Source organism: Halobacillus sp. A1, assembly GCF_024189295.1.
Classification (GTDB): domain Bacteria; phylum Bacillota; class Bacilli; order Bacillales; family Halobacillaceae; genus Halobacillus_A.
Window position 1 is genome coordinate 1 of the sequence record NZ_JAIZEN010000012.1, and the last position, 15,795, is coordinate 15,795.

General features: G+C 44.9%; 14 protein-coding genes. 5 read left to right on the forward strand and 9 right to left on the reverse strand.

What is annotated here, in order from left to right; all coding sequences use genetic code 11:
• Positions 1 to 1,595: 1,595 nt before the first annotated feature.
• Positions 1,596 to 2,132 carry a GrpB family protein gene (locus LF817_RS13045; RefSeq protein ID WP_253936261.1) on the reverse strand — a complete coding sequence of 179 codons (537 nt, stop codon included), beginning with the start codon at positions 2,130 to 2,132 and terminating at the stop codon, positions 1,596 to 1,598.
• A 415-nt stretch (positions 2,133 to 2,547) separates the two neighbouring features.
• Between LF817_RS13045 and LF817_RS13050 the strand changes: the two genes are divergently transcribed.
• Entirely contained in the window at positions 2,548 to 2,913 is a 366-nt protein-coding gene (locus LF817_RS13050) for a hypothetical protein (RefSeq protein ID WP_253936262.1), read from the forward strand.
• Between the two features lie 352 nt (positions 2,914 to 3,265).
• Positions 3,266 to 3,850, forward strand: coding sequence for a hypothetical protein (locus LF817_RS13055; protein ID WP_253936263.1), 585 nt, complete (start codon positions 3,266 to 3,268; stop codon positions 3,848 to 3,850).
• A 42-nt stretch (positions 3,851 to 3,892) separates the two neighbouring features.
• Here the strand turns inward: LF817_RS13055 and LF817_RS13060 are convergent, their stop codons facing one another.
• The 6 genes from LF817_RS13060 to LF817_RS13085 form a co-directional block, all read right to left on the reverse strand.
• On the reverse strand, positions 3,893 to 6,829 hold the full coding sequence (locus LF817_RS13060) for an immune inhibitor A domain-containing protein (RefSeq protein WP_253936264.1): 2,937 nt from the start codon (positions 6,827 to 6,829) through the stop codon (positions 3,893 to 3,895).
• A 224-nt stretch (positions 6,830 to 7,053) separates the two neighbouring features.
• Positions 7,054 to 7,497 (reverse strand): hypothetical protein, encoded by a 444-nt coding sequence (locus LF817_RS13065; RefSeq protein ID WP_253936265.1) that lies wholly within the window; start codon positions 7,495 to 7,497, stop codon positions 7,054 to 7,056.
• Positions 7,498 to 7,625: 128 nt separating this feature from the next.
• Positions 7,626 to 8,333 (reverse strand): FadR/GntR family transcriptional regulator, encoded by a 708-nt coding sequence (locus tag LF817_RS13070; protein ID WP_253936266.1) that lies wholly within the window; start codon positions 8,331 to 8,333, stop codon positions 7,626 to 7,628.
• A gap of 141 nt (positions 8,334 to 8,474) precedes the next feature.
• On the reverse strand, positions 8,475 to 10,061 hold the full coding sequence (locus tag LF817_RS13075; protein ID WP_253936267.1) for an L-lactate permease: 1,587 nt from the start codon (positions 10,059 to 10,061) through the stop codon (positions 8,475 to 8,477).
• Positions 10,062 to 10,346: 285 nt separating this feature from the next.
• Positions 10,347 to 10,886, reverse strand: coding sequence for a GNAT family N-acetyltransferase (locus tag LF817_RS13080; protein WP_253936268.1), 540 nt, complete (start codon positions 10,884 to 10,886; stop codon positions 10,347 to 10,349).
• 34 nt (positions 10,887 to 10,920) lie between these two features.
• On the reverse strand, positions 10,921 to 11,631 hold the full coding sequence (locus tag LF817_RS13085) for a sulfite exporter TauE/SafE family protein (RefSeq protein WP_253936269.1): 711 nt from the start codon (positions 11,629 to 11,631) through the stop codon (positions 10,921 to 10,923).
• A gap of 214 nt (positions 11,632 to 11,845) precedes the next feature.
• Between LF817_RS13085 and LF817_RS13090 the strand changes: the two genes are divergently transcribed.
• The 3 genes from LF817_RS13090 (at position 11,846) to LF817_RS13100 (ending at position 14,671) form a co-directional block, all read left to right on the forward strand.
• The gene (locus LF817_RS13090; RefSeq protein ID WP_253936270.1) at positions 11,846 to 13,033 is read left to right on the forward strand and encodes a cation:proton antiporter; all 1,188 of its coding nucleotides are present in this window, start codon (positions 11,846 to 11,848) and stop codon (positions 13,031 to 13,033) included.
• 289 nt (positions 13,034 to 13,322) lie between these two features.
• Positions 13,323 to 13,868 (forward strand): sporulation protein, encoded by a 546-nt coding sequence (locus LF817_RS13095; RefSeq protein WP_253936271.1) that lies wholly within the window; start codon positions 13,323 to 13,325, stop codon positions 13,866 to 13,868.
• Between the two features lie 23 nt (positions 13,869 to 13,891).
• Positions 13,892 to 14,671 carry a TerC family protein gene (locus LF817_RS13100; RefSeq protein WP_253936272.1) on the forward strand — a complete coding sequence of 260 codons (780 nt, stop codon included), beginning with the start codon at positions 13,892 to 13,894 and terminating at the stop codon, positions 14,669 to 14,671.
• Between the two features lie 86 nt (positions 14,672 to 14,757).
• On the opposite strand, the gene LF817_RS13105 is transcribed toward LF817_RS13100, so the two are convergent.
• Both LF817_RS13105 and LF817_RS13110 read right to left on the reverse strand, forming a co-directional pair.
• Entirely contained in the window at positions 14,758 to 14,931 is a 174-nt protein-coding gene (locus LF817_RS13105; RefSeq protein ID WP_371925058.1) for a hypothetical protein, read from the reverse strand.
• A 50-nt stretch (positions 14,932 to 14,981) separates the two neighbouring features.
• The gene (locus tag LF817_RS13110; protein WP_253936274.1) at positions 14,982 to 15,695 is read right to left on the reverse strand and encodes an LppM family (lipo)protein; all 714 of its coding nucleotides are present in this window, start codon (positions 15,693 to 15,695) and stop codon (positions 14,982 to 14,984) included.
• Positions 15,696 to 15,795: the final 100 nt, after the last annotated feature.

The window sequence follows — 15,795 nt, forward strand, 5'->3', positions numbered from 1 at the left end:
TCGGTGACATCACGCCTTCTCGATCTTTGATAGGAGCCGCTGACTGTACTATACTAATACCCGCTAGGGAACCATTTTCATATGTCATGGTGCGAAAAATTAGCATGAACGTCTATGTTAAAGGTGGTTGTTGATGATCATAAGAGAGTTATCCAACCATATGGCAGCATTGTGGTTGTTTTCGAGACATTGGGTGAGAGGAACAGGGCGGCGGGGAATGGTTCGCTTTCCGTGGGAGCGCGGTGAGCTTCCTCGGACGTTCCGTCCTGCGGGATCTCACCAAGCACTCTCTTCCCACAGGAGTCTTCACCATTCCCCGCCGCCCTTCACTAGATATGTGCTTCTCGAAATCGCTTCAAAACCTTTCTTAGTAATACTGGGGGAGTTAAACTCAAGTGGAGGGTATATAGTATTTTAGGTTTAATACTCGCTGTACTTTAAGGTTTCTCCAAGCATTTATTTGCACAAAAAAGTCTCTTTGGTTATCGCTCTAAAGCGGTTATTTTTTATACAAGCACCGTATATGATGTTTCCATTATCATCACAAAAGCAAGATAGTCCATGACATAGCGAGACTCCAAGGATGCCCAATCATATTTAATTATTTCAATAACTGGTTAATATTTCTGAACTTGGTGGTAGTTTCGAGTACCTTACAATCATATGGCGGCTTTAGAAAACGGTGAGACTCCTGCGGGATGTACATGTTCGGTGAGATCCCGGAAGGCGAAGCCTGAGGAAGCTCACCACATGCCCGCGGAAAGCGATCCGTTTTCTGAAGCCGCCGTATTCTCATACAAATCGCCATTCCATTAACAGCTTTTGTCCTACTCCAATTATTGTCCAGATCATAGCCATTCATCCTTCAACAACACATACCTGATTTTTTTCATAATTGGCCCTGATTACTTAAGTATTGATCTCAAGGTGATTCAGCACCATCTGATTTTCTTTCCCAGGTCGCCTCATACAGCCATTTGAAAAAAGTCGCAAATAAGGAGATCCCCATTATATCTAGCGGGGCAAATGTTAAGAACAATACCTGCCATAATGAAAGACCCCCAACCATGAATAAGAAAAACCAAAAATAACGCAACACTTGAATCACCTCTACCTTTACATCATCTTTTATGATAGACCCTTTAGTTGAAAAGAATATTTCCTACTAACCCGACTAAAATGATTAAGAAGAAGCCTCCGAAAAGAAAATACCCAATTAACTTTATTGGTAGTGGTAATTTTCCTCGGCCAGTTTTAGGGTAACCTTCAATATTCTGTTTATGGGCTATAACGTCGTTGAAAGGTTTGTTTTGGTTTCCATTACTCATAGACGATTTAACACCTCCATTATAGAAATTCCATTGACTTTCTCTTTCTCCTCTATTGAAATTTTCTTATTACATATACGATACAGGCCAAATTTAGTTTCATTTTGTCTATTATCTCGAAACTGAGTCTTTCACAGTTCTGCCCCTTAGCGCAATAAGCGATAGCCACTTTGCAGCTGCCGCCTCCTTTATCGGAAAATTGATTTCGTGATCCTCGAGTTGAGTGGAAACTACCGCAACTGCTTGTTGAAGACAAAAATCGAAAAATCACCTATCATGATTACGTTTCCACTCCATCGCTTTTCGTTCCAGATCTTGCACAAAATCATTTTTACCCTCACTATATCGTTCGATGTCTTTTGGGAACTGTTGAGCAAGCCTTTCTTTTAAATTCCCGTATTCATTCCTATCTTCACTATGAGATTTCAGGTAATCACGGACTGCAAGATGGCGTTCTATTTCAGATTTATTATCATTTTGAAAAAAATGAATTTGGTGTGTCCTGTTCTCTCCTCCTTTTCTAAAATACCTTCTTCCTACAATCCCCAACTCCCCAAGCGGCTCATAGCCTATTTCAATCATTTGTTCATTAAAATCATCAACTTTTTCCACATGATTTACTACTGGCATTATATCGATGATCGGTTTAGCTTTTAAGTGGGGTACTGCTGTACTGCCTATATGATGAATGTCAACAAGTTCACCATTGAATATTTCTCGTATTTTTAGTGCTTCCTTTTTGTACAGCTCATTCCAGTTTTCATCATACTTTGTAACCATAATGTTCATATCACGGTTAACCATTATAAACGCCTCCTTTCCTTCTTGCTTAGATAAGAGAAGCTTATCAATTAATAAACTATAAGGGAATTCTCCAATAATCATAAAAAAGTTTATGCGTAATTAAGATCATTCCCGCCTCGATTACAGGACGCTCATTCGTATATTCTCCTCAGCGGCCATATATAGCTTAATTTATCTGCGCTTCATTTCAAAATACACGTAAGAACCATTACCTTTTCCAATGGTCAAATTTAACTTTACATTTTTTCCCTATTATTAAATGGAATTCTAAGCCAATAATAAGTAATAACAAATACATAAAAAAGCGGTGATCTTCATTCTTTTTAATTTAATCGTTGCCTTTATTATTCCTTGGACGATTGCTATTGTGGCCTGCCGGCGGGTTCCTGTTTTATTTTTGACAGTGGCCCCACTTATGTCGTTAATGTCGATTACCTTTAACCAGTTAGGTATGGAAATGGGATTTTGGACCCTTAACCCTCAAACTGATTTGTTAATCTTTAATTCCGTCAATATAGACTTTGGCTATAACCCAGCGGCCGGATTGCTGTTTGTATTTATGGTTTATTTTAAGAAATGGAAGCGGTGGATCGTGTACTTAGGGTTTTTATTATTTTTAAACGGGGCGGAAATCGTAGCTCTGTCCTTCGATAAAGTCGTATACAGCGCCCCCTGGAATGTCTTCTATACGTTTCTTGCTTACTTCTTCGGCCTGATCGTGTTGGATTTGTATTATTTCTTCCTGAAAAAATCAATCCGAAAGCTAGTAGATTCAAATTGATATCATATGGATTTCATTGACGCTGCAATGATGGTTTCGACTTCTATCGTTACAGCAGTACTTGAGACTCGGACAACCCAAAAGTGTTTTAATTTCACAAAGATAGCCGCACACGTAAAAATAAGAGTTTATCTTATTCGCAGATCGGATATATTAAAGATGTAGCGTTAAACCACCGCTCCCCCTATTTTAAATAATCAATTGGTGGATATAAGCTAAGCCGAAAAGGAGTTCCGTTTCCTTTTCGGCTTTTTGTATGTTTGCTGTAATTCCCATCTTTTTGAAACGAATCTCCAGTTGGTACGTATGCATACCATGAGGGATAACCTATTCAAAGAGATGAGGAGATATTTTGAGACTCAGACATGTTTCTAGACGATGGAGCGTAGCCGCTCTGTTCTTCATGCTTTTAATCACCACCGCCTGTGCTTCTTCTACCTCCCCTTCAGGTGCAGAAGATAAGAATGGCGAGACTCTCGAAGCTTTTTTAACTAAACATTTTTCAACTGCGGATGAGGAACTTGTGGAATTAATAGAATCTCCGGAAAATAACACTATTATTGGAGAAGAGGGCGATGATGCCGCGGAACAGCCAGACTCCCCCACAGAGCTGGATGTGTATCTTGAAGAGGAGTATTCGGCTTATTTCACCGAACATGCGTATAGTGAATATATTGGCAGCCAGGCGTTCAGCTATGGATTAGCAGCTTATTACAATGACTATCAGCTGCAAGTCGATCGTGTGGATTACAAGGAAAGTTCAAGCGGTGAAGAAGCTTATGACTTCACGGTCACCGTCGATTACAAAAAAGAGGGCAGAGAAGAAAAGTCCGCTGACGTTTCCGGCAGAGTGAATGTTAACGAAGAAGGAAAGATCAGCAGGTTTATGATTCATGAGGATGAAGGGTTATTAGAAGCGATAGAATCCAGACGCTAAGCGATCAAAAAAGGAGCACCTATGGAGTGCTCCTTTTCCTATTTATTCATCTTTTGTAAGAGAAACTCTTCCGACAGAACGATCAGACGCTTCCCCTGTCACTTTGATCTTTAATCCATACTCAGGTACGTTACGTCCGGCGTCCGGAATCGCTTCGTTCAAGTAGCTGAGGCTGTCATCGAAAACTTTGACCGGCTTTCTGTTTTTATCCTTCAAGGTCAGCCCGGTAATATCCCGATAATCGACAAACAGTTTCTCGTCTTTCCTGAGACTGAATGCAGCATCGTGGATCTGGTAGCGTGTCTGTGCGACTGAGTCGTCACTCCAGAATAATTCCTGCTGATCGGAATCTACAACTCCGAGGAACCCTTCTCCTGGGTGGATACCTGTCCAGTTGTCCGTGTACTTATTATCGGCGTACCAGATGACAAGACCGGGGTCGTAAGCCATAAGACTGTTTCCGCGGCGGATGTTGCCTAATCCTTCATCCACTCCCTGATGATTTCTCCATTCCAGCAGATAGTAATGTTCGGATATTTTCACTCCATCGCTCTTCGTGAATCCATCGAGTGTCACTTTCGGCTCGCCTTCTGCATCATCAAATAGGAGCTCAAATTCTTCTCCTTCCGTCACGCTGCCTTCAAGCTGCAGCGTACCGGCTAGATCAGCGGAAATCGGTTTTTTTGGATCTCCGTCTTTAAGAATCATCATGCCTTTTTTATGGTGCTTGACGAGGACATATGGCTCGTCATTCATAATGAATAATCCATGGAGTGTTCCGTTATCTCCGTTCCCATTCGTGCGGAACAGCTGCATGCCGTGATAGAAAACAGAGACCCGGTTGCTGCCTTTATCATATTTCGCTTCATAGTTTCCTTCTTTGATAGATTCCTGATTTTTATCAAAATAGGAGCCTGCTTGCTTAGCGGAAATCTCTTTTTTCGGATCGGCATCCAGTAAGATCATATTTCCTTTCTTATAATGCTCGACTACGGTGACGGCTTCCCCGTCGACATCAGCAAGAGCTTTCAGTTTGCCGTTGTCACCATTTCCATTCGTGCGGTAAATTTGCTTGCCGTTTTTATAAACGTACACCCGCTCCCCTTTTTGTTCAGCGGTGAATTCTCCATCTTCATACGTTTCTTTTCCTTCCTGGGCGGTGACGCGGATTTCATCCACATATAATCCTGGATGGATGGCGGCTACATCTGTCCAGTAGTTGACTTTCACTTGAATATCCTTGCCTGCATAACTGCTCAAATCAAACACCGCATCAACCCAGCCATCCGATTTCCCAGTAATGCCGTGACCCGGGTTCTGTTCATTTGGATTCGTATCGGTCGTAATATTACCTGGAATGGACGTCCATTTCTCGCCATCCTCACTCACTTTAACCGATCCGTAATCCCAGTCGGTTTCGATGTCATACCAGGCTTTGAACGTCAGTTCGCCGGCTGTGGCGTTAGACAAGTCGGCATCGAATACTGCTGAGTTATCGAGCTCATCATCACTTCCGCTGAAATATTCATACTCTCCGCTATACGGGGTATTTATTCTCGTTTCTTTATTCGGAAGATTGACCCTCAGGGCATCCAGGTTGGTACCTTTCGTGTTGGCCTGATCGAGATACACGTCCATCCCCTTGCTGTCAATTTCATCTATATCGACTTCATCGTACTTCAACCAGTTTCCGTCATGCTTCGCTTGCAGGAACTCTTTCGACCAGGCGCTGAAACCAGTCGGCTCGGTGCCTGGAATATCTCCCGCCCAGCTGCCGCTCGACATAAGCGACCAGTAGCCGACCGCTTCACCTGCTCCTGTATACTGGGTATCGTACTCATCGGGAAGTCCGAGGTCATGGGCATATTCGTGAGCGAACACACCGGCTGCTCCGTCAGCGGGTTCAATCGTATAATCATAGGCGTACATTGAACCTTCACCCCAGTAATCCACTTCCGGTTCCGGCGATCCAGGAATAGGGAAAATCGATCCTAGGTTCCAGCGATGAGACCAAATGGCATCGCCGCCTAACTGACCACCGCCTGCTTCTTCACCGACCGCTGAGTGCACAACCATTAAATGGTCCACCAGTCCATCCGGCTCATGATAGTCCCCATCGCCATCAAGGTCGTAACGGTCTTCTTTGTCATAGTCAGCCAGATTTACGTCAGGGTCTTTTGCAGCTGCGGCTAACGCTTCTTTGACAAGCGAGCGGGGGTCCTTATCATTGCCGTCGGGCTGGGGATTATTTCCCCCGTAATAAGCGGCAGGCTCCGAGGCCTCATACCACCCGGCAACCTGCCCGTCCACCGTATACGCTCCGTTTGTCTGTTGTTCATAGAATTGCTTCATCGATACTAGATTTTCTCCGTTAGGTCCTTCATACCCGTCCTCGCCGAAAATCAAGTCTTCATAATGTTCTTTCACGTAATCTTCATAATACATATCCGTTTCTCCAGGCTCGATGCTGTTTTTAGGGAAGTCGGAAAATTCCATTAAGATGACAAGCACATCATCGGAGCGAACTTCTCCGTTATACTCTTCCTCAACGACAGGATCGAGGTTTTTCTTTCCGCCCTTTTTCTTCGCTTGATCGTTGGCCTTCCCTTCATTTTCTTTTTTCAGCTTTTCTTTTACGTCGCTTTCAAGCTCCAGTTCTTCTTTATGAAGCTCTCCGTTGTCTTCCATCTCTTTAAGGCCTTCCGCTTTGCTGTCCAGAAATTCATCGACCGCTTTTTCTGCTTCTTTAGCCGAGGCATCTTCAGGTATGTCCCCGCGTTTCTTCAGCATGTCAATCAATCGCTCTTCATTAGCTATCGCTAAGTCAAAAGGTCCTTGACCGTGGGAATGCTCCTCCTTCGCTTCTTTTTTTGTTGAAACCGTACTTGCCGCTTCTACACTGCTCGTTGCTGGTGCTGCAAATAACCCTAAACATAAAGACGCTATCATGGCCATGGACATTACCCGATTTGCTCCCAAGCTCTCACTCTCCCAATTTATGTATATTTTCACAACGTCTTTACTATATGTTATTTTCTGAAAAAAAAGAATATGACGTTGGACTTATTGTTTCTTGTTATTTTTACAATGTTTTACGAGAGGAGCCGGGACATGGATAAAAGTCGACATCAAGGCTTCTGCTTCGGCAGAAAACTTCATAGCAGCCATAAAAAAAGACTTAGGAGAGTCCTAAGTCCGCACGTTCAGCTTTCACTGTTTATATCCTGTTCGATCTCTTTTTTCAATTCTTCCAGGTAGGCTTTAGAATCCTTTTCATTAAAATCATGACCTTCCGCCTTTTCCTTCACATACTCGTTTAGGGCCTGTTCAATTTCTTCAGGGGTGGCATCCTCGGAAATGAAGCCCGATTCCTTCAGCATGCTGATTATGCGCTCATCATTAGCCATCATATCTACATGCTTCGGTTCGGCTGTGCCTTCCTCGTCTGCTTCTTCATTGGTTATCTCATCATTTTCTTCTTCGTTCGTAGTTGTTTCGTCTTTGTCCTCTTCTTCATTCGTGGCGGTACCATCATTGTCTACTTCTTCATTCGTATCGGAGTCGACCGGCGGATCCTGGTCCTGCGTTCCGCACCCGGCGATTCCAATTAGCAGCACGCTTAGCAGCAGCAAGCTTTTCCGTTTCATAGAATGTCCTCCATCCCATTTATAATCGCCTTCACTTAATTAGACGTCTTCTGTTGGAAAATAGTTACACTTTATAAGCTGATAAGAACAGCTGGTCCATGAAAAAGCGGAGAATACCCTTTTTCAAATTAAATGTCCAAATAATCGACCAGTGACTGCTCCACATTCCGCAAGTGCTCGTACATCATCTGGCGCGCCTTCATCTCATCTCGTTCGGCGATTGCTGTAAAAATCTGCCGGTGCTCTTCAAGCAGCCGCTCAGTCCCCTCTTTCGTATGAAGAAGCTTGCGCGTTTCCCGCATCGCCTGCACCATAATTTCTGAAACGCTTTGCATCAGATGAATCAGCATCGCGTTATGAGTCGCGTGAACTAACGCCACATGAAAATCGAGATCCGCCTGCTCGCCAAGCTCTCCGTCTCCTTTGGCTTTTTCCATCGCAGACAGCGCCGCTTCGAGCGCCTCAAGGTCTTCCTCACGATGATGAACAGCCGCCGAAGCCGCCGCGCCTACTTCAAGAATATGGCGAACCTCAAGTAAATCCTTAACATCCTCACGCTTCATCAAAAAGGCGACCGACACCGGAAGCGAAAAACGGCTGACATCAAAAGCCTTAACATACGTCCCTTCCCCCTGGCGCATTTCCAGAATGCCCATCGCCCTCAGTGCGCTTAACGCCTCACGAATCGCTGATCGGCCGACGTTGAAACTCTTTGCCAGATGCTCCACACTGTCGAGCTTATCGCCTGGTTTCAGCTCTCCATTTTTCAATGATTCCAGCAGAACATCCGCTACCTGTTCATAAATCTTTTTCGCACGCACTGGTTTAAAATCCATTTGTCCTTCACTCCTGCCTATCTAAATAAGGTCATCAGATGACCTGCTTAACACAATTGTATGTCTTTCGATTGGAAAAAACAAGGTGGCTAATCCAATTAGAAAAAAATCAGGCTGCCTCCTCCAGAACAGCCTGAAATCCTATATAAACAAAGTGAACACAAGCCCTACGAGTCCAGCTAGCGCTCCATACAACAACGCGGGCCCCAGCGTTTTGCGGATAATATCGCCTTCTCTGCCAGACAGGCCTACAACTGCACCAGCCGCTACTACGTTGTGCACACAGATCATGTTCCCCGCGGACGCTCCGATGACCTGCAGAGAAAGCACCGTATTCGTATCCAGTCCTGTCTCCTGAGCGATGTTGTACTGGATCGGAGCGAACGTTAACGACGAGACCGTCGCGCTCCCGGTAATGAACGAGCCAAGCTCCCCGAGAAACGGAGCCACCAATATCCACATCGGACCAAAACTTCCGGCCAGCGTCTGCGCAATGTACTGCGGCATACTGACGAGATCCTGAGCATTCATTCCAGAGTTTGTAAATACTTGAACAAGCGCAAGCGTAGCAATGAGCGCAAGCGCTGCATCTTTCATAGAAGAAAAAGATTCCTTAGACGCTTCCACAAAGTGACGAAACGGCTTTCTTTGGATGACGACCGCAAGCAGGGCAGCTGCCACGAGCACAGCTCCCGGAGAATATAGAACTTCCCAGTCTGAGGTAATCCCTTCGACTCCAAGGATATCCGTCCACGTCCAATCGACCCACGTGAGAGCCGCTTCCTTTATAAAAGGGACGATGCGCGTCACGAGCAGCAAGACGACAATGATCAAGTAAGGGGACCATGCGGTCAATAAAGACATAGAAGGCGCGTCACCGCTAGGCTTCATGTTCTCATCAAGTGCATCCTTCCACTCTTCCTTCGGCAAAAGGAACCCTTTTTTAGCCGTAGTCGTTGCCACTATAAGTCCGGTAAGCGATGCTAAAATCGCAACGAATTCATGACCGAACAACGTCGCATACAGCAAGGCGGAAGACGTGTAGGTAATGCCGACGAAGAACGCCCACGGAAACAGCTGAAAAGCATCCTTCCACCCTTTTTTCTTCCCAAAAAATATCGTTAAAATGACGACCAAAACGAAGGGAATGAACGTCCCGGCAAAAAGATCGAGGAAAGCGACCTGAGCCCCGATTTCTTTATACAAAGAAAGTCCGGCATCAGGCAGATTGCTTAAACCGACCTGGATCGGCGTACCGACAGCTCCATAAGATACGGCTGAACTGTCCGCAATCAACGCAAGAGCCGCCGCTGCCATCGGCGTAAAACCAAGCGCGACCATCAGCGGACCCGTGACCGCGGCCGGGGTGCCGAATCCGGAAGCCCCTTCAATCAAAGAACCGAACAGAAAAGCGACGATGACGACCTGGACCCTCATATCTGTAGAAATACTGCGGAAGCCTTGATTGATCCGGTCCACAGCTCCCGTGCGCCGAAGCGTGTTCAATACGACAATCGCACCGAATAAAATAAAGAGGATCGTCAACGTCTTATGTGTGCCTTCAAGTACCGAGGCAGCAATGACCCGTCCGTCGACCCCCCACACAAAAAACGCCAGAGCAAGGACGATCAACGCACTGAAGAACATTCCTATCTTAGCGGACATCCTTAACAGCACAAGAAAAATGAAAGGGGTGATAATGGCACTGAACGCAACAAGCAATAACATAACGATGACGCCTCCTCTTTAACTATTTTACCCATCTATAAGTCAGGTCATCAGATGACCTGATTTCCTAATACAAGTGTATGCTATTTTTCAGAAAAATGCAATATAAAAAAGCCCTTTCTTTCTTTGAATAGAGTCGTGGGATTCCATTTGACCTCCACGACCATCACAACAAATTCAAATTCACTAAGTCATACAATATTGATAGGGTTTATTTATAAATTCTACTATCTGTACATACCCCTGCTTCCCGCCCGACTCCATGAATCTATTAAAAAACGACCATCAATCCTCAGGGTTGATGATCGCCAACACTTGGTGATCTTCCCACCGGCCATTGATTTTCACATTTTTGCGGGCCAACCCTTCCTTATGAAAGCCCGCTTTTTCAAGCACACGCATCGAACCCGAATTATGAGGCATGACGCCCGCTTCAATTCGGTGCAGCTGCAGCTCCGCAAAGGCATAGTCCACAATCAGCTTAACAGCTTCCGTCGTGAACCCCCTCCCATTGTGCTTTTCATCCAGGAAATAACCGACGAAGGCACTCTGCAAAGCCCCGCGCATGACTTGAAATAAGTTGATCGTGCCGACGAGTCTATTGCTTTCTTTAGTAAAAATACCAAAATTATACTCCTGATCCTCTCTGCTTCGCTCTTCATACTCCTGAACCTTTTCCAACTGCCTGTCCATCGTATAAAATTCATCCTTGCGCGGCATGGAAGCCCTTTCAAAAAAGGTCCTGTTTTCCTCTTGTAAAGCAAGCAGAGCACGGGCATCAGCTGGCTGGAACATTCTTATGTATATACTTTTTCCTTTTTTCATTAAATGCTCCTTCCGTTTGTCAGACCAAAGACTTTCAATTTTCCATGAGCAAATATAAACCGGTAAACAACAAGATGAGATAAGTGAACACTCGAAATAATCCAGGATTTACCCAGTGAAACAAACGCTGCCCTGCATACATTCCAAGAAAAACGAGCGGCAGAGCAAGGAAGCTCGACTTCCAAACAGTTGAGTTCGTGCCCGCAAAAACGACCTGGATAATCAAACTGCACGCATAAATGAATAAATAGAATGCAAGGGTAGTCGCCCGTAATGTTTCTTTTTGCGTATCCGTACCTGAAAAATAAAGTAGCAATGGCGGTCCCGGCATCCCGATACTCGTCGTCATTATGCCGGATAGTCCACCCGTTAACCCATCTCGTCTCTTCGTTTGCAGGATGCGGACATTCAGTATAAGCAAAAGGGTTAAAGTGATAATGGTAATACTTACACCCAGTTTCAGTCGGCCGATATCCAGCCACAGAAAAACAGCCATCCCTATAGGCAATCCGACTAAACTCCCGATGACAAAGCGTTTGACCACGCCGAAATCTACATCATTCTGAATCTTGCGTAATAACGAGAATGAAATAACCAATGATAGCAGCAAATTGATTTGAATGGCTTCTCTCGGTTCAAACAGCAGCAACAGGAAAGGCGTAGCTAGAATCGAGAAACCGAACCCTGTACTCGTTTGCAAAATGGAAGCAATTATAATGATGAAAACAAATAGTAAAATATTCAAAACCCCAGACCTTTTCTAATCTGACTTTAATTTTATCACAAAAACCTCACCAGAGAGCCGCTTCTCCTCCCTCAACCCAACCAAATCTTAGTAGGCAATTGAGTCTATTACTCACACGATGTTTAACACCTGTATAAAAGATGGTATACACCAACAAATCCCACCGAACTGGAAAAACACCCTTTTTACACCAGCCGGGAAAGGAGTTTACGAGATGCACACGACCCCTATTATTCTCTTATTATTTATCGGATACATCATATTCACGCTGGATAAGAAAAAAGAAGATATTCCCGTGCCGCCGATTTTGGCCTTAATCGGCATCGGACTATTTTTCATTCCATACTTTTCATCCATTGAAGTGACGGAGAACTTGATCTACCACATCTTTCTGCCGGCTCTTCTATTTACTTCAGCTTACCGTTTTCCCCCTTCAGCATTGAAAAAGAATGGAGGAATCATTGGGTTTCTCGCTACAGCCGGCATCATGTTAACCGTTCTCCTATTAGGAGCGGTCATTTATGCGCTCAGCAGCCCGTTCATTTCCCTATCATTTATTGGGGCTCTAGTAATTGCGGCCATGCTGACACCGACGGATCCGGTCTCGGTGGCGTCGATTCTCAAGCAATCTACCGGAGATGAAAAAATGGCCGATGTCGTAGAGGGAGAGTCTTTGATCAACGACGGAACAAGCATAGTAATTTTTTCAGTCGTCACCGGCATGTTCCTTACGAATGAATCCTTTTCCATCAGCAGTTTTTTCGGTGAATTTTTATTAGTATCTCTCGGAGGAATTGCCATCGGACTGCTGTTCGGATGGATGTTCAGTAAGGCGATTCATTTCACCCACCACCGGGAATACCAGGTGATGCTCAGTATCGTCGTCGCCTACGGAATATTCAACCTGGCCGAATCTATTCATCTCTCAGGTGTATTGGCGACGGTTTTTGCCGGCATTATGCTTTCTTTTGAATTCGGACGCACCATTAAGGAAGATCATTTCCGGGAATCGCTGGACAGCTTCTGGGGCATCGTGGAAATTTCAATCCTTTCCTTATTATTTTTGCTGATAGGAATCGAGGCGGCCAACCATCTTTCCTTCGATTACTGGGGACTGGCTGTATTGATTTTCATCGCTTCTTTATTGGTGAGGTTTGTCATCATTGCAGGAACGATCCAGCTTTTCCCGATGTGGCGAAAAGAAATCAGCTGGCAGGAATCGCTCATTCTCAGCTGGTCCGGGTTAAAGGGTTCCATGTCCGTCTTCTTGATTTTAAGTCTGGCGACCCAGGCCGGGGACAAGGCTGACGTCATCATCTCGTTAACGTTTGCCGCGGTGCTGCTTTCTTTAGTCGTCCAAAGCGCAGGCATTCACCCTTTATCAAAAAAATTGTTAAAATAAATATTGACTTAATTGTAAAAATAATCTAATATAAGATTACAGTTACAGAGTAAAAACTGTGCTCTACATGAGCTTATAACACTCCAAAGGGGAGTAGCTTACAGTTATGTCGACATTACGTGATGCTTATATCACCGGCTTAACTGGCAACATAACGTTGTTTGCGAGACCTTTGCCATTTTTGGTAAAGGGATAAATATGACGATCCCAACCTTTACCAGATTGCTGGTAAAGGTTTTTTATATGTATTAGGAGGAGAACGACCATTCATTAGTTAGACGTTTCATTCATGAGACAGCTTCTGATTTTGCTTACGATGACGGTTACGCTTTCTTTATATGCCGTAACGATCATTACGCTCGACACCCATAACCCGCCCCGGAGTCTATCGTTACAACAGGGGCATACAAACACAACCCCTTTACAAAAAATTACTAGGAGGTCCGGAGTATTGATTGCCAGAATGTTTAGTTACTTTAAAATTGGTTCACCAAAAGTTGACCTTGTATTACACTCCCACAAAATTGAGGCTGGAGGGCATGTTTCCGGCTCCTTCCATTTATACGGAGGATGGTTCGCTCAGAAGATCAAGCGGCTGGAATGCGACTTAGTCAAGGTGTCAGCCGGCAAGTCGCAACCGATTCAGCCGGTCACGACCGTATTGATGTCACAGGTGATCGAACCCCGTGATCAAAAAGAGTTTCCCTTCCGATACCTCGTGCCGGAGGCTCTGACACCGACAGACGACGGATGCACGTATCGACTGCAGACGAAGATTGTATTTGAAGATGATATACAAACCTTTGATCACGATGAACTCATCGTCATCACATAATATAATTTAAAGGAGAACATGAATTGGACGTTACGTTATTAATGGAATACGGATGGGTACTGCTGATCCTTATTGGGCTAGAGGGAATTCTGGCAGCAGATAATGCGCTTGTCATCGCGACCATGGTCAAACATTTACCAGAGAATCAAAGGAAAAAAGCTTTATTCTATGGTCTGGCCGGAGCTTTCATCTTCCGCTTTGGATCACTATTCATCATTTCCTACCTCGTCCACATTTGGCAGGTGCAGGCGATTGGAGCGCTGTATCTTTTCGGAATCGCCGCCTACCACCTTTTGAAGAAGCATGTATTGAAGCCTAAATTAATCAAAGCCGCTGAACAGAAAAAAGGCTCAGGCTTCTGGATGACCGTCGTGAAAGTGGAGTTGGCCGATATCGCCTTTGCGGTTGATGCCATCTTAGCCGCTGTGGCGTTAGCGATCACTTTGCCAGCCGCCAACCTGCCTGAAATCGGCGGGCTCAATGGAGGACACTTCGCTGTCGTCCTTGCCGGGGGCATCATCGGCCTAGTCATCATGCGATTTGCCGCGGGATATTTCGTCATCCTGCTCGACCGTCGGCCAGGGCTCGAAACGACGGCTTATCTCATCGTCGCCTGGGTAGGCATCAAGCTCGCCGTCTATACGCTGGCTCACCCGGAACTTGCTGTATTAGCTGAAGGTTTCGCTAAAAGTGCAGAATGGAAGGCGATTTTCTGGACGGTCCTTCTTTCGATCGGAATCGGCGGCTGGTTTTTATCAAAAGAAAAACCTGTTCGTGCTGAGGAAACGACAAAAGCTGTTTAATTCAATTAAAGCTACAATATAACTGACGGATATGAGATACAAAATGGGGTGCAGAATCGCAAAGATTCCAGCACCCCATTTTTGGTTTATAGAACTTTAAACATATCTTCAAAAAGTGTAAGAGTAATAATCAAGGTGGATAACGTACCAACAGAAGTTAATGCAATGAGTTTGCGGCTGTTTTGTTCCTTCGAAGGTTTGATCAGCTCATAAATCGCGGCAATCCATATAACCACGGACGCAAGGATGATAAGGTTCATAATCATATCTCCTCTACCTCTTCCCTATTTTTATAATCCATTCACTTTTCTTATGCCTCTTTCTGCTTTTTTCTCCGTCTTACAAAGAACATCAAACCAGCAACAACCACAAGAACAACAACACTCGCCACAATTATGTTCGTAATATTGGGCGCTTTCGCCTCTACCATGATGTTATTTGTGCCGGTCAGGTCCACGTCCCACGTCAGCACCCTGCCGTCCGCTTCATCGGCGTTATGATCTGACGGCCGGATCGGCAACTCCAAAGTGAACGTCATATCCATTTGACTGGCCAGCATTTGCTCCATGCCGCCGAGCCCTGCAGAATTGGAAAGATCCATTTCCCCTTCAAAAAGGTACGTATCCGTAAACAAGCCTTCTTCCATCTTCAAATCAACCGGACTGTTCACGACACTGGAGTCATCAGCGGGAGCATCGATGCCCGCTTCGCTCAGCCCCTCTGTATCAGGAACAAGCTGCATGTCACTCACTTCTTCAAATTCCTTTGTGGCACGGAATCCGACGTATCCATCTTCATTATAATTTTCTACCGTATACCCTTGCGCTTCCAGGTCATCATTCGTCGAATCAATCGTCTCTCCTTCACTTCCCCCGAATTGTTCAAACACACTTTCCTCTATCCCGAGCGTAATCGTATGGACGCCGCTTCCATCCTTATTGATCTTCACACCGAAATCCCCCTGCACACACCCCGCCAAAGCAAGGACGAGCACAGCCCCTATCATGATTTTCACCCTATTCATATCGGTCTCTCCTCTTCTCGCAGCCAATGACAATATATACTAATTCTACTCCTATTGATTGAAGAATTACAATATGACCTTATGTAAAATTGAACAAGTC